At 69.1% G+C, this 13589-nt stretch carries 13 protein-coding genes; 6 read left to right on the plus strand and 7 right to left on the minus strand.

The features are described 5' to 3' along the window. Positions 1-4 precede the first annotated feature (4 nt). The 3 genes from ABZ412_RS00480 to ABZ412_RS00490 all read right to left on the minus strand — a co-directional run bounded on the left by ABZ412_RS00480 (position 5) and on the right by ABZ412_RS00490 (position 3389). A complete protein-coding gene (locus ABZ412_RS00480; RefSeq protein WP_357274606.1) occupies positions 5-730 on the minus strand; it encodes an amino acid ABC transporter ATP-binding protein in 726 nt (241 codons plus the stop codon). Next, a complete protein-coding gene (locus ABZ412_RS00485; RefSeq protein ID WP_357274608.1) occupies positions 727-2520 on the minus strand; it encodes an ABC transporter substrate-binding protein/permease in 1794 nt (597 codons plus the stop codon). Before ABZ412_RS00485 ends, ABZ412_RS00480 begins: the two co-directional genes overlap by 4 nt. 92 nt (positions 2521-2612) lie before the next feature. Continuing rightward, complete coding sequence (locus ABZ412_RS00490) at positions 2613-3389, minus strand: LLM class F420-dependent oxidoreductase (RefSeq protein WP_357274610.1); 777 nt, start codon at positions 3387-3389, stop codon at positions 2613-2615. Between the two features lie 193 nt (positions 3390-3582). Between ABZ412_RS00490 and ugpC the strand changes: the two genes are divergently transcribed. Further along, positions 3583-4653 (plus strand): sn-glycerol-3-phosphate ABC transporter ATP-binding protein UgpC, encoded by a 1071-nt coding sequence (gene ugpC / locus ABZ412_RS00495; protein ID WP_357274612.1) that lies wholly within the window; start codon positions 3583-3585, stop codon positions 4651-4653. 30 nt (positions 4654-4683) lie between these two features. Here the strand turns inward: ugpC and ABZ412_RS00500 are convergent, their stop codons facing one another. After that, positions 4684-5184 carry a helix-turn-helix domain-containing protein gene (locus ABZ412_RS00500; protein ID WP_357274614.1) on the minus strand — a complete coding sequence of 167 codons (501 nt, stop codon included), beginning with the start codon at positions 5182-5184 and terminating at the stop codon, positions 4684-4686. 98 nt (positions 5185-5282) lie between these two features. On the opposite strand from ABZ412_RS00500, the gene ABZ412_RS00505 reads away from it, so the two are divergent. After that, complete coding sequence (locus ABZ412_RS00505) at positions 5283-6452, plus strand: thiolase family protein (RefSeq protein WP_357274616.1); 1170 nt, start codon at positions 5283-5285, stop codon at positions 6450-6452. A gap of 59 nt (positions 6453-6511) precedes the next feature. On the opposite strand, the gene ABZ412_RS00510 is transcribed toward ABZ412_RS00505, so the two are convergent. Beyond that, on the minus strand, positions 6512-6925 hold the full coding sequence (locus tag ABZ412_RS00510; protein ID WP_357274618.1) for a hypothetical protein: 414 nt from the start codon (positions 6923-6925) through the stop codon (positions 6512-6514). A gap of 676 nt (positions 6926-7601) precedes the next feature. Here ABZ412_RS00510 and ABZ412_RS00515 point away from each other — a divergent pair. Next, entirely contained in the window at positions 7602-8579 is a 978-nt protein-coding gene (locus tag ABZ412_RS00515) for an o-succinylbenzoate synthase (RefSeq protein ID WP_357274620.1), read from the plus strand. 8 nt (positions 8580-8587) lie between these two features. Here the strand turns inward: ABZ412_RS00515 and ABZ412_RS00520 are convergent, their stop codons facing one another. Together ABZ412_RS00520 and ABZ412_RS00525 are read right to left on the minus strand one after the other, a co-directional pair. Further along, positions 8588-9100 carry a TIGR04338 family metallohydrolase gene (locus ABZ412_RS00520; protein ID WP_357274622.1) on the minus strand — a complete coding sequence of 171 codons (513 nt, stop codon included), beginning with the start codon at positions 9098-9100 and terminating at the stop codon, positions 8588-8590. An 11-nt stretch (positions 9101-9111) separates the two neighbouring features. Then, positions 9112-9954 carry a DUF2786 domain-containing protein gene (locus tag ABZ412_RS00525; RefSeq protein ID WP_357274624.1) on the minus strand — a complete coding sequence of 281 codons (843 nt, stop codon included), beginning with the start codon at positions 9952-9954 and terminating at the stop codon, positions 9112-9114. 151 nt (positions 9955-10105) lie between these two features. Here ABZ412_RS00525 and ABZ412_RS00530 point away from each other — a divergent pair, with 151 nt between their 5' ends. The 3 genes from ABZ412_RS00530 (at position 10106) to ABZ412_RS00540 (ending at position 13415) form a co-directional block, all read left to right on the plus strand. Further along, positions 10106-11410 carry an ABC transporter substrate-binding protein gene (locus tag ABZ412_RS00530; RefSeq protein WP_357274626.1) on the plus strand — a complete coding sequence of 435 codons (1305 nt, stop codon included), beginning with the start codon at positions 10106-10108 and terminating at the stop codon, positions 11408-11410. Between the two features lie 203 nt (positions 11411-11613). After that, positions 11614-12525, plus strand: coding sequence for a sugar ABC transporter permease (locus tag ABZ412_RS00535; RefSeq protein WP_357275873.1), 912 nt, complete (start codon positions 11614-11616; stop codon positions 12523-12525). After that, a complete protein-coding gene (locus ABZ412_RS00540; RefSeq protein WP_357097426.1) occupies positions 12525-13415 on the plus strand; it encodes a carbohydrate ABC transporter permease in 891 nt (296 codons plus the stop codon). The genes ABZ412_RS00535 and ABZ412_RS00540 overlap by 1 nt, the downstream gene beginning before the upstream one ends. Positions 13416-13589: the final 174 nt, after the last annotated feature.

Below are 13589 nucleotides of genomic sequence, written 5' to 3' on the forward strand. Positions count from 1 at the left end.
TCGGTCACAGCACCTGGGAGAGGAACTGGCGCAGCCGAGGGGTTTCCGCGTTCTCGAAGAGCGCCTCGGGTGTGCCGGTTTCCACCACCCGGCCGTGATCCATGAACACGACCCGATCGGATACCGAACGGGCGAAGCTCATCTCGTGGGTGACCACGATCATCGACATGCCGCCGCTCGCCAGCTCCGACATGAGCGCGAGCACGCCCTTGACCAGCTCCGGATCCAGCGCCGAGGTGGCCTCGTCGAAGAACATGATGTCCGGCTTCATGGCCAATGCCCGGGCGATGGCGACGCGCTGCTGCTGACCGCCGGACAGTGACGAGGGGCGCACGTCCGCCTTCCCCGCCAGTCCGACCGCCTCCAACTGCTGCAGCGCCAGCGTGCGCGCCTGCTCCTTGGACAGCCCGTGCAGTTTGCGGGGACCGAGCGCCACATTGTCGGCGACGGTCCGGTGCGGGAACAGGTTGAAGTGCTGGAACACCATCCCGATCCGCTGCCGCAGCCGGTCCGGGTTCTCGCCCAGCACCGACGCGCCGTCCAGCAGGATGTCGCCGGAGTCGGGTTCGTGCAGCCGGTTCAGCACCCGCAGCAGTGTCGACTTGCCGGACCCGGACGGCCCGATCACCGTGGTGGTCTTGCCCGCGTCCACGTGCACGTCCACGCCGCGCAGGATCTCGGTGCGGCCCAGCGTCAATCGCAGGCCGGTGCCGGTGAGGGAGGCACTCATGCTCCACGCCCTTCCGTGATGACGGCCTGTTCGACGGGTTCGGCGGGATCGCCGGCGGCGGGGCGGCCGTCACGCATGCGCTTGTCGATGTGGTTGACCAGGTGCGTGAGCGGCACTGTCAGCAGCAGGTACACCAGGCCGGCCGCCACCAGCGGCGACAGATTCCCGGTCTGCGCGTTGAGATCCCGGCCCACCGCGAACAGTTCGCGTTGCGAGGCCAGCAGACCCAGGAAGTAGATCAGCGAGGAGTCCTTGATCAATGCGATGAACTGGTTCATCAGCGCGGGCAGCACCCGGCGCACGCCCTGCGGGATCACCACCAGCGTCATGGCCTGCCGGTAGCCGAATCCGATGGCGCGGGCCGCCTCCAGCTGCCCGGCCTCCACCGACTGGATGCCGGACCGGAAGATCTCACCGATGTACGCCGAGGCCAGCAGCGCCAGCGCCACCGCGCCCAGCCAGTACGGGTTGTTGCCGGTGATGCCCTTGACCACCGGTCCCACGCCGAGACCGATGAGCAGGATGATCACCACGGCGGGCAGACCGCGGAAGATGTCGGTGTACACCCGTGCGGGCCAGCGCAACCAGCGGGTGCGGGAGATGCCCGCCACCGCGAGCAACATGCCGAGCACGGTGCCCAGCAGGCCCGAAACCAGCGCCAGGATCAGGGTATTGGGCAGACCCGTCTTGATCAGATCCGGGAAGGCCTTGCGGTACAACGACCAGTCGAAGAACGTGTCCTTCAACTGCCGCAGCGTCGACTTCGGCTGTGCCGTGCCCGCCCCGGACCGGTCGCCCGCGTGTTCAGCTGCGATCTTCGCGAAGTCCGGAAGCTGCGGTGCCGCCGCGGCTTTGGAGCCCGGCTTCCAGCCCGGCGGCAGTTCGCGTGGCACCCAGTTCTCGTACAGCTTGGCGTAGGTGCCGTCCGCGATCACCGCGTCCAGGCCCGCGTTGAGCGCGTCGGTGAGCGGCTGATGGCCCTTGCGCACCGCCCAGGCGGTGAAGTTGTTGACGCTGAACGTGTTCTGCGTGATCGAGGTCGGGTCGCCCGGCTTGATCGCGCCGATGGCCTGCTGCGACGGCGCCACCCAGGCGTCGATCTGTCCGGACTTCAGGTTCGCGTAGGCGGTGTTGTAGTCGGGGAACTTCACCGGATCCAGGTGCAGTTCGTTGACCACATACTCGTCCTGCACGGTGCCCTGCACCACGCCGATCCGCTTGCCCCGGTTCAGGTCCCCGAAGCCGTGGATGGCGCTGCCGTTCGGCACCACCAGGGAGAAGTAGCCGAAGTCGTAGCCGTTGGTGAAGTCGACCAGCTGCCGCCGGGCGTCGGTGGTGGTGATGCTGGACGAGCCGATGTCGAAGCGGCCGTTGGCGACCTGGGCCAGCAGGCCCGCGAACTCGGTGCCGGTGAACTCCACCTGCAGGCCGAGTTTCGCGCCGATCGCCTTCAACAGCTCGTTGTCGAAGCCGGTGAACGTGCCCTTGGAGTTCACGCAGATGCTCGGCGGGGCGTCCGACAGGGTTCCGACGCTCAGTTTGCCGGGCGTGAGCAGCCCCAGCTTGGTGATGTCGATCGTGTTCAGCGGCACCGTGGTGGGCGTCGTGAACCGGTCCGCGCTCTGGTTCTGCCGCCCCGAGGCCAGGTTGGTCGGCGCCGCGCTGGCCGCCGCCGGACCGGGCGGCGAACACAGATCACGGTCGTCGGCCGCCGCGCCGCCCACGCCGAGCGTGGCGACGCCGACCAGCCCTACCAGCAGGACACCCGCCAGGTGCCGCAAGGAAACCATGGCAAATCACCCTAGTGCCGGATGTTTGCCACTCCAGGTTTAGCCTCACGCCGATTCGGAAGCGTCACCTTCCCGAACCCGATCGACCCGGTCTACCCCTGATTGACGCGATCGCGCCAGGTCACCGCCTCCTGGATCCGGGCGGTGTCGTAGTCGGGTCCGCCGGAGCTCACCGTGAACAGGGTCACGCCCGCCGCGTGATAGTCGTCGGCCGCGTCCAGGCCCGGCCAGGCCACCGACTTCTCGATCGCCGCGGCGTCGGAGCCGACCTCGGCGCAGTGCTCGCCCAGGATGCCGATCTTGCGCTGCAGCACGTCGATGTCGGAGAAGCTGTGCCAGATGTCGGCGTACTGGGCGACCAGTCGCAGCGTCTTCTTCTCCCCGCCGCCGCCGATCAGGATGGGGATGTCGCGCACCGGCTGCGGGTTCAGCTTGGCCAGCCGGTCGGTGATCCGGGCCATCGATTCCTTGAACAGCGCGAGACGGCTTCCGGCCGTACCGAATTCGTACCCGTACTGGTCGTAGTCCTTCTCGAACCAGCCCGCGCCGACACCGAGCACGAGCCGCCCGTTGCTGATGTGGTCGACGGTGCGCGCCATATCGGCCAGCAGGTCCGGATTGCGGTAGCCGCCGCCGGTGACCAGCGCGCCGAGCTCCACCCGCTCGGTCTGCTCGGCGATCGCGCCCAGCATGGTCCAGCACTCGAAGTGCGCGCCCTCGGGATCGCCGTACAGCGGATAGAAGTGGTCCCAGTTGAAGACGATGTCCACCCCGATGTCCTCACATCGCCGCACCGCGTCCCGGATCAACCCGTAGCCGGGCGCGTGCTGCGGCTGAAGCTGGACTCCGATACGAACCGGTTTGCTCATGACGTACTCCTCATCGCGGGGCGGAGATCGATTCGAGGCTACCGAGGTAGGGCGAACCGGGTGCGCCTACCATGTCCCCGGAACCGCTCCCGGGGGTTCGGGGGCGCAGCCCCTGAGAGTCCCGAGAGTCGGGTCCATCCCCTCTACTACGGATCGTCCGGCACGTTCCTGCCGGTGAAGGGAAGTGCTAACCGTGGCAACGGTGACTTTCGACCAGGCCACCCGGCTGTACCCCGGCTCGGGCAAGCCCGCCGTCGACGCGTTGAACCTGGAGATCGCCGACGGCGAGTTCCTGGTGCTCGTCGGCCCCTCGGGCTGCGGCAAATCCACCTCGCTGCGCATGCTCGCGGGGCTCGAGGAGGTGAGCGACGGCCGAATCCTGATCGGGAACAAGGACGTCACGCACGCCGAGCCCAAGGAACGCGATATCGCCATGGTGTTCCAGAACTACGCGCTGTACCCGCACATGAGCGTGGCCGAGAACATGGGCTTCGCGCTGAAGATGGCCAAGGTCTCCAAGGAGGAGCGGCAGCAGCGCGTGCTCGAGGCCGCCAAACTGCTGGACCTGGAGCCCTACCTGGACCGCAAGCCCAAGGCCCTGTCCGGCGGTCAGCGCCAGCGTGTCGCCATGGGTCGCGCCATCGTGCGGTCCCCGCAGGTGTTCCTGATGGACGAGCCGCTGTCGAACCTGGACGCCAAGCTGCGCGTGCAGACCCGCACCCAGATCGCCCAGTTGCAGCGCCGGCTCGGCACCACCACCGTCTACGTCACCCACGACCAGGTCGAGGCGATGACCATGGGCGACCGGGTGGCGGTACTCAAGGACGGGCTGCTGCAGCAGTGCGCGTCCCCGCGTGACCTGTACCGGGATCCGGCCAACCTGTTCGTCGCGGGCTTCATGGGCTCGCCCGCCATGAACCTGTTCACGCTGCCGGTCGGCAACGGCTCGGTGACGCTCGGCGGCTGCCCGCTGCCGCTGCCGCGCTCGGTGGCGGCGGCCACCGGCGAGCGTGTCGTGGTCGGCGTCCGGCCCGAGCACCTGGACTTGGTCGGCACCGGGGCGGGCATCGCCATGGAGGTGGACGTGGTCGAGGAGCTGGGCTCCGACGCCTACATCTACGGCCGCACCTTCGGTGAGGGGGAATCGATTGTGGCGCGCGCGGATTGGCGCAACCCGCCGACCAAGGGCGCGCAGCTCTCGCTGGTCGCGGACCCGGCGCACACCTACTTCTTCCACCCGGAGGACGGCAGCCGGCTGCACTGACGGGTCAGGTTCGCACTGACGGTTCAGGTTTCAGGAATGGCGGCGGGCTTTCCGCCGCCATTCGTCGTTCACCCGGATGCGCAGATTCTCCAGCGGAACCTCGTTGCCCGAGGCGCTGCGCAGTTCGGCGCGGACCGGCTCGCCGCTGGAGTCCTCCAGCCGTTCCAGCGGCGCGGGCCCGTCCTGCAGATATTTGTCACCCCACTGCCAGAGCGCGACCACGGCGGGCAGCAGGTCCCGCCCCATCTGAGTGAGCACGTACTCGTTGCGGGTGCGCTTGCCCTCTTCCTGGTAGGGCCGCTTGGCCAGCAGTCCGGCGTCGACGAGTTTGCGCAGTGCGCTGGAGGCCGCCGCGTCGGTGATCCCCACCCGCGCCGCGAAGCCGTCGAACCGTGTGGTGCCGTAGTACGACTCCCGCAGAATGAGCACGGCCGAGCGGGTGCCGACGATGTCCATCGCCTTGGCGATCGAACACTCCTCGGGCTTCCACGAGCTCAGGTCGCTGAGTTTTCCCTCCAGTACGGCCGACATGGCGTACATCATACCTTGCTGACTTGCCCTAACTATGGCCAGCTTCTACCCTGACTTTAGAGACATCTAGTCAGATGCCCGCTCGGAAGGGAACGTCAATGAGAGACGCAGTCATCGTCGAAGCCGTCCGCACTCCCATCGGCAAGGGCAAGGCCACCGGCGCACTGCACGGCGTGCACCCCGCCGACCTGCTCGCGCACAGCCTGCGGGAAGTGGTACGACGCTCCGAGATCGATCCGGCGCTGATCGACGATGTGATCGGCGGCGTGGTCACCCAGGTCGGCGAACAGGGCTCCAACCTGACCCGCCGCGCCGCCCTGGCCGCCGGATATCCCGAATCGGTTCCGGCCACCACCGTGGACCGGCAGTGCGGCAGCAGCCAGCAGGCCATCCACTTCGCCGCCCAGGGCGTGATCGCCGGGGCCTACGACATCGTGGTGGCCGCGGGCGTGGAATCCATGAGCCGGGTTCCCATGGGGGCCAACCTGATCGGGGCCGAGGATATCGCCGGGGTCGGCTTCGCCGAACGCTATCCGGACGGCCTCGTACCGCAGGGCATCAGCGCCGAACTCATCGCCGCCAAGTGGGGGCTGACCCGCACCCAGCTCGACGAATTCGCCCTCGCCAGCCACGAGAAGGCCGCCGCCGCAACCAAGAACGGGGCCTTCGAGGCCCAGCTGTCGCCCTTCGACGGACTCGCCGAGGACGAGGGCATCCGCCTGGGCAGCACCCTCGAGACCCTGGCCGCCTTGCGCCCCGCCTACTACAGCGAGGAGATGGCTGCCCGGTTCCCGCAGATCGGCTGGAACATCACCGCCGCCAACGCCAGCCAGATCAACGACGGCAGTGCCGCCACCCTCATCATGACCAGTGAACGCGCCGCCCAGCTGGGCCTGCGTCCGCTGGCCCGGGTGCACAGCGTCGCCGTCGCGGGCGACGACCCGCTGCTCATGCTCACCGCGGTCATCCCCGCGACCCGGAAGGTGTTGCAGCGCTCCGGACTCGACCTCGCCGACATCGACCTGTTCGAGGTCAACGAGGCCTTCTCCTCCGTCGTCCTGGCCTGGGCCCGGGAGACCGGGGCCGACCTGTCCAAGGTCAACGTGAACGGCGGCGCCATCGCCCTCGGCCACCCCCTGGGCGCCTCCGGAGCCCGCCTGGCCACCACCCTCGTCCACGCCATGCACGACCGCGGCGCCCGCTACGGCCTGCAAACCATGTGCGAGGCGGGCGGTCTCGCCAACGCCACCATCTACGAACGCCTCTGAAACCGAACGCCGCCCCGGCAACCACCGGGGCGGCGACTCACCACATCGCGAGACGCTCCTCAGCTGATGGCCGTGGCCACCAGTACATGCCCCGCACCGCCCGCGACGACGATTACCGGCAGCGCGATGGCCGTCCAGATCCACGCGCGACGACCGGTCATGGCCGCTACCGAGGCCAGCACCATGGCCCCCACCAGCGCCAGGAACATGCCGCCCCCGCCGATCAGCAAGCCCCACAGGGCCGAGGCGGGCGGGCGGATCACGATGCACTGCACCGAGAAGTCCTTTTTCGCGGTGCAGCGGTTGTGGACCAGATCGAACAGTTTCGCGAACAGATCGTAGGCCCAGCCGAACGCCGCGACCACGCCGAGCAGATACAAGCCGGCCGCGAGCGCGATATCCCTGCGGGCCAGCGGCTTCCGCTCCGGCGCGGCCGCCGCCTCGACCCCTGACGGCCGCAGCGGCGCGGGCATGGTCCGATCGTCCACTTGCGGCGCTTCGGCATGCGGCGCCGGACCGGGAGCCGGGGCAAAGCTCGTGTCCGGGTTGGGGAGTGACTGTTGCGGCGGCCCGGGCGGCCACGCCGGACCGCCCGGCTGACCGGGACCGACGGGACCGGCCGCGGGCGGGCGCGAGCCCGGCGCCATACCGGCCGGACCGCCCGATCGCGGTGGGACACCGACTATTTCGGGAGCCTGCGGCGGCACTCGCGGCGGCGGGTTCTGCCGGCCGCCCTTGGGAAGAGTGGGCGCGGCCTGATCGACAGCACCGGCCCGCGGCCCGCCGGGCGGCTGTGGGGGTGGGGGCGGCGGCGCCTGCCCACGCGGTCCGGGCAGCGTCGGCCCCTCCGGGCCGGCCAGGTGGGCGGCGTCCTTCGCCCCCGGTCCACCGGAGCCGGGTAGCGAGCGCGGCGATCCGGCGGCGCGCTGGCCGGGACCGGCCTGGTGCCGGCGGCCGTCCGGTCCGCCGGGCCCGGGCGGGGGAAAGTTCTCCGGCGCTGGACGTCGGGGATCGTTGGGCGGGTTCATGATGCGGTCTCCCCCACGGCGCAGGTCTGCGAAGCCGGACATGGCTCCATTTCGCATTGTCGCCGGGGGCGGGCCGCGCCGCCACCTCGGGTCCGCGCGGGCGGTCGGTAGGGTGCGACGGATGAGCGACAGTGCGGTGGATTTCGAGTCGGCGGTGGTCTACGCGATTCCCATGCGAACCCGATTCCGGGGGATCACTGTTCGCGAGGGCATGCTGATTCCCGGGGCCTCGGGATGGGGAGAATTCTGCGCGTTTCCCGAGTACGACGACCGGGAAGCGGCGTCCTGGCTGGCCACGGCGGTGGAACAGGCGACGATGGGATGGCCGGAGCCGGTGCGGGATCGGGTGCCGGTGAACTGCATCGTGCCCGCGGTGGGGCCGGAACGGGCGTACGAGATCGTGGCCGGGTCCGGCTGCCGCACCGCGAAGGTGAAGGTCGCCGACCACCCCGACTCGCTGGGCGAGGATCTGGAGCGGGTGGCGGCCGTGCGCGACGCGCTCGGGCTGGACGGCGCGGTGCGGGTCGATGCCAATGGGCTCTGGGATGTGGACACCGCCATCGACCGGATCGGGCGAATCGACCGGGCCGCAGGCGGTTTGGAATATGTCGAGCAGCCGTGCCGGACGATCGAGGAATTGGCGGCCGTGCGCAAACGGGTGAATGTGCGCATCGCCGCCGACGAGTCGATTCGGCGGGCCGAGGATCCGCTGCGCGTGGCCGTGGCGGGCGCGGCCGATGTCGCGGTCCTGAAATGCACTCCGCTGGGCGGGGTCCGGCGCGCACTCGAGGTCGCGGCGGCCGCGGGGCTGCCGTGCCTGGTGTCCTCGGCGCTGGAGACCAGCGTCGGACTGGCCGCGCAGGTCGCGCTGGCCGGCGCACTCCCCCACCTCGATTTCGCCTGTGGCCTGGACACTTTGTCACTGCTCACCGGCGATGTGGTCACCGCGCCACTGCGCCCGGTCGACGGCCGGCTGGAGGTGCCGCGCACTCCCCCGGCCCCGGATCCCGAACTCCTGGACCGGTACCGCCACCCCGACGCCGAGCGCACCGAGTGGTGGCGTCAGCGCCTGGCCCGGGTCCGGAAATTGCTGCCCTAGCACGCTACTCAGGCGATGCGAACGCCGCACGAATACATCGTGGTGCGCAACAGCAGTGCGGCTTCGGGCCCGATGACGCCGTCCACCAACTCCACATACCGGGCGCAGAACTCGGGGCCGTGCGGCGCGGCCTCGGTCAGCTCCGGGTCCAGATGGTGCGCCAGCTCGTGCAGGATCACCAATTCGCGTAGCGCCCAGGCACTTCCACCGGCGTGCAGCGGCACCGCGAGCACGGCCCCCGCCGACTCGTAGTGCGCGGCCTTGGTCCCCGCCCGGGCGCGCACCGTCACCGGGACCCCCGCCCGATCCCACTGGGCACGCACCCAGTTCAGCGCCAGCACCCGGTCCGCGTAGCTCTGCACCGATTCCACCGACCCGAACCGCCGCTCGATGGGCAGCGTCAGATGCGATCCGTGCACTTCGACCGTCCGCGTGTCGAATTCGTCGGCGCGGTCGAACATTCCGCGCACCAGGCCCTCGGCGTCGTACACCCGGGACCGCTGCGCATCCCGGGCAGCCATGCGCGCGTTCGCTATTCGCCCGAACCGCGCGGCAGCTGCCCGCGCGCGCCACCGAGTTCGGCGGCGCCGCCCAGCCGCGCGGCCTTGCCCGCCCGGTCCCCGGCCCGCCGGGCGGCCGCCGAGTACCCGGCCGAGGCCTGCGGGCCCCGCCAGGTGCCGCGCGCTTCCGAGGTGCGGGAGTAGTAGTCGGTGAGCTCGAGTTCCTTGTCGCGCAACGCGAGCGCGGTGCCCGTGGGCGCGGCCCCGGCGGCATCGGCCCGCACGGCTTCCTTCTCGACCTCCGCCTTCACCTCGCCGAGGCGGCGGCCGATCCGCGCGGCGAAGGCCATCTGAAAGTTCAGGCGCGCCGTCACCGCCGCGACCGGCACCTCCACCGGATGGTGGTAGACGCGGCCGTATTTTCGCTCGACGACGACCTTCTGCGCGGTGGCCGTCTTGTACGCGCCCGATTTGATGTAGTGGTCGGAGGCACGCACCATCTGCACCAGCAGGCTGGTGTACAGCGCCGAACAGGTGTCGATATCGGTGTCGAAACCGTAGGCGTACACCGTCGTCGAACTGCGGGCCACATCACAGCGCACGTCATTGGCGGCGGCGATGGCCACGAACAGCTGGACATATGTGCGTAGACCACGTTTTCCGGGTTCCCCGATCGGGATCACCCGCTGCGTCGGAGCAGGGCGTCGTTCCCGGTTGGCGATATGCGCCCGCGCCACCGCCAGATCCACCGACGAGCCCGTCGCGAGCCGTTGCGCGGCGGCGAGGAAGGCTTCGGCCTCGTGCTCGTTATCGGTCGATTCGGCCTGCCGCAACAGGCCCCCGATCCGGGTGAGCATCTTGTCCTGAGAAGACATCGCGGCCCAGCCTAGCGGCAGCGGTGATCGCCGGGGTCACCCACGCGGAGACCAGGTACTCCCCGCGCACGGTAGCGTCACCATGTATCTTGCCTTGTGCAGCCCCGGCTGAGTGTGCCACTGGTCACTCATCGACCCTGGAGTATTCGCAATGGCTTTGAAGAAGGTGTCCTCTCTACGCTCGACGTTGGTGCCGCGTGCCGTGCTGGCCGTCACCTCCGCGGCTCTGCTGACCGCGACATTCGCCGCGGGCTGCTCGAGCAGCAACGGCGGGAACAGCTCGACCGGTGAGAACCTCACCGGCCGTGGCCCGATCACCTATGTGGAGGGCAAGGACACCACCGAGACCGGTGCGGTGAAGCAGCTGGTCGAGCGCTGGAACGCCGCCCACCCGGACGAGAAGGTGACGTTCAAGGAGCAGTCCAACGACGCCTCCCAGCAGTACGACGACCTCAAGCAGCACATGCAGGCCAAGGCGTCGGACTACGACGTGGTCGCGCTGGACGTGCCGTGGACCGCGGAGTTTGCCGCCAAGGGCTGGATCCAGCCGCTGAAGGACTCCTTCCAGATCGACACCTCCACCCTGCTGTCGCCGCCGGTCGCCTCGGCCACCTACAACGGCACCCTGTACGCGGCTCCCCGCAACACCAACGGCGGCCTGCTGTTCTACCGCAAGGACCTGACGCCGGAGCCGCCCAAGACCTGGGCCGAGATGATCTCCCTGTGCCCGAAGGCCCGCGACGCCGGAATCGGTTGCTACGCAGGCCAGCTGGCCCCCTACGAGGGTCTGACCGTGAACACCGCCGAGGTCATCAACGCCTTCGGCGGCAGCTTCGTCGGCGCCGACGGCAAGACCCCGACCGTGAACAGCGCGCAGTCCAAGGCCGGTCTGCAGACCCTGGTCGACGCCTACAAGAACGGCGACATCCCGAAGGAGGGCATCTCCTTCAAGGAGCCGGAGTCGCAGAACGCCTTCGTCACCGGCAAGCTCATGTTCATGCGCGGCTGGCCGTCCACCTTCGGTGACGCCGGGTCCGACGCCTCCGCGGTGAAGGACAAGTTCGGCGTCGCCCCGCTGCCCGGCAAGGACGGCGTCGGCGCCTCCACCCTCGGTGGCTACAACGCCGCGATCAGCGCCTTCTCCAAGAACAAGGCCACCGCGCTGGACTTCCTGCGTTTCCTGATCAGCGAGGACGCCCAGCACATCGTGGCCTCCGGCGCGCTGCCGTCGGTCCGCGCCTCGGTCTACGACGACCCGGCGCTGATCGCCAAGATGCCGTATCTTCCCGCACTGAAGGAATCCATCGCCTCCGCGGTGCCGCGCCCGGTGACCCCCTTCTACCCCGCGGTGTCGAAGGCCATCCAGGACAACGCCTATGCTGCGTTGACCGGAAACAAGTCGGTCGACGATGCCATCGCGGGCATGCAGAAGGGCATCGAGACCGCCGGATCGTAGGGCGTGCTCGACGGCGAAGCCCCGGAGAACGATCAAGGGCTGAGTCCCGTAGGAGAAGAGAACAGGTGTCACGTCCTTCGGGAGCGACCGATATCGAGTCGCCCGACCGTACGGAGCCGAGCGTGAAATCCGTAGCGCCACAGAACAACGCGCCGCAGACCAAGCGCCGGGGTGATCGGCTGGGCGTCTCGGCCCGGGCATGGATGTTCGTCACCCCGGTGCTGCTCGCCCTCGCCGTGGTCATCGGCTATCCGGTGGTCCGGGCCCTGATCATGTCCTTCCAGAAGGACTCCGGCCTGGACAAGTCCACCGGCATGTTCGTCGAGGGCGGCGGCGCGGGCTTCAGCAACTACACGCACTGGCTGCTGCAGCAGTGCACCAACTCGCTCGGCGAGACGGTGGACTGCCCGACCGGCAACCTGGGCTCGCAGTTCTGGGCCGCCATCGGCGTCACCCTGCTGTTCACCGTCGTGACCGTCGCGCTGGAGGCCACCATCGGCCTCGGCATGGCGGTCATCATGGGCAAGACCTTCAAGGGCCGCGCCCTGCTGCGCGCCGCCGTGCTCATCCCGTGGGCCATCCCGACCGCCGTCACGGCGCGGCTGTGGGAGTTCATGTTCCAGTACGACGGCGTGGTGAACCGCATCTTCGGCACCCACATCCTGTGGACCGCCGACCCGTGGCCCGCCCGCTTCGCCGTCATCGCCGCCGACGTATGGAAGACCACCCCCTTCATGGCGCTGCTGATTCTCGCGGGCCTGCAGGTGATTCCGGAGGACGTGTACGAGGCCGCGCGCGTGGACGGCGCGTCCGCGTGGCAGCGGTTCCGGCACATCACCCTGCCGCTGCTGAAGCCGGCGCTGCTGGTGGCGGTGCTGTTCCGCACCATGGACGCGCTGCGCATGTACGACCTGCCCGCGATCATGACCCAGTCCAACCCGGCCACCCGCACCATCTCCATGCTGGTGGTGGACCAGGTGCGCCAGGGCCCGAACAGCGCGTCGGCGCTGTCGGTGATCACCTTCCTGCTCATCTTCACCGTGGCGTTCTTCCTGGTGAAGGTGTTGGGCGCGAACGCCGTTCGCACCCAGGAAGAACAGCGGGAGGCCCACTGATGAGCACCAACGTCGTCGAGCGGGCCGCGAACAAGCCCGCGCCGCAAGCGGTTCCGTGGAGCAAGCGGCTCGCATCCGGCCGCGTCTACCTGGGCGCGCTGATCGTGCTGGTGTGGGGTCTGGGACCGTTCTACTGGATGGTCGTGACCGCGCTCCGCGATCCCGCCTACACCTTCGACAACACGCCGTGGCCCACCCACGTCACGTTCGAGAACTTCCGCAACGCCTTCGACACCAGCCGCGGCAACAACTTCGGCCGGGCGCTGGGCAACAGCGTGATCATCGGCGCGGCCACCACGGTGGTGGCGCTGCTGATCGGCATCATGGCCGCCTACGCGCTCGCGCGGCTCACCTTCAAGGGCAAGTACCTGGTGTCCGGACTCATCCTGTCCGCCTCCATGTTCCCCGTGGTGGTGCTGGTGACGCCGCTGTTCCAGCTGTTCACCGACCTCGGCTGGATCGGCCACTACCAGGCCATGATCATCCCGAACATCTCGTTCGTACTGCCCATGACCGTGTACATCCTGGCGTCCTTCTTCGCCGAACTCCCCTGGGAGCTCGAAGAAGCCGCACGGATCGACGGCGCGTCGCGGTTCCAGGCGTTCCGGCTGATCATGCTGCCGCTGGCCGCCCCCGCGGTGTTCACCACCGCCATCCTCGCGTTCATCGCGGCGGTCAACGAATACCTGCTGGCGCGACTGCTCTCCAGCGACAAGACCGAACCGGTGACGGTCGCGGTGGCCCGCTTCTCGGGCAACAACCCGCTGGTCCAGCCGTACACGGCGATCATGGCGGCGGGCACCATCGTCACCATTCCGCTGGTCATCATGGTGCTGCTCTTCCAGCGCCGCATCATCTCCGGCCTCACCGCGGGCGGCGTCAAGAGCTGAGCTGATTGCCTCCGCTTCGCTCCGGCGGGGTTCGCGGCGCTGGAGGTCTCGTTCTTCCCTCCCTCCGCTGCCCCGCTTCGCTCCTCCGCTCCACTCGGTCCAGAACGAGCGCTCCGCCACCCCGCGCTTGCGCCGCGAACCACCGGGTCTTCCGAGCCCGGTGGCGTAGCCTCC

Origin of the sequence: Nocardia sp. NPDC005746 (assembly GCF_040630785.1) — a bacterium.
Lineage (GTDB): Bacteria > Actinomycetota > Actinomycetes > Mycobacteriales > Mycobacteriaceae > Nocardia.

Bases quoted from the DNA above. Each gene is read 5' to 3' on its own strand.
- ABZ412_RS00480 (WP_357274606.1), bottom strand. From the start codon at position 730: ATGAGTGCCTCCCTCACCGGCACCGGCCTGCGATTGACGCTGGGCCGC.
- ABZ412_RS00485 (WP_357274608.1), bottom strand. From the start codon at position 2,520: ATGGTTTCCTTGCGGCACCTGGCGGGTGTCCTGCTGGTAGGGCTGGTC.
- ABZ412_RS00490 (WP_357274610.1), bottom strand. From the start codon at position 3,389: ATGAGCAAACCGGTTCGTATCGGAGTCCAGCTTCAGCCGCAGCACGCG.
- ABZ412_RS00500 (WP_357274614.1), bottom strand. From the start codon at position 5,184: ATGTCGGCCGTACTGGAGGGAAAACTCAGCGACCTGAGCTCGTGGAAG.
- ABZ412_RS00505 (WP_357274616.1), top strand. From the start codon at position 5,283: ATGAGAGACGCAGTCATCGTCGAAGCCGTCCGCACTCCCATCGGCAAG.
- ABZ412_RS00510 (WP_357274618.1), bottom strand. From the start codon at position 6,925: ATGCCCGCGCCGCTGCGGCCGTCAGGGGTCGAGGCGGCGGCCGCGCCG.
- ABZ412_RS00515 (WP_357274620.1), top strand. From the start codon at position 7,602: ATGAGCGACAGTGCGGTGGATTTCGAGTCGGCGGTGGTCTACGCGATT.
- ABZ412_RS00520 (WP_357274622.1), bottom strand. From the start codon at position 9,100: ATGGCTGCCCGGGATGCGCAGCGGTCCCGGGTGTACGACGCCGAGGGC.
- ABZ412_RS00525 (WP_357274624.1), bottom strand. From the start codon at position 9,954: ATGTCTTCTCAGGACAAGATGCTCACCCGGATCGGGGGCCTGTTGCGG.
- ABZ412_RS00530 (WP_357274626.1), top strand. From the start codon at position 10,106: ATGGCTTTGAAGAAGGTGTCCTCTCTACGCTCGACGTTGGTGCCGCGT.
- ABZ412_RS00535 (WP_357275873.1), top strand. From the start codon at position 11,614: ATGTTCGTCACCCCGGTGCTGCTCGCCCTCGCCGTGGTCATCGGCTAT.
- ABZ412_RS00540 (WP_357097426.1), top strand. From the start codon at position 12,525: ATGAGCACCAACGTCGTCGAGCGGGCCGCGAACAAGCCCGCGCCGCAA.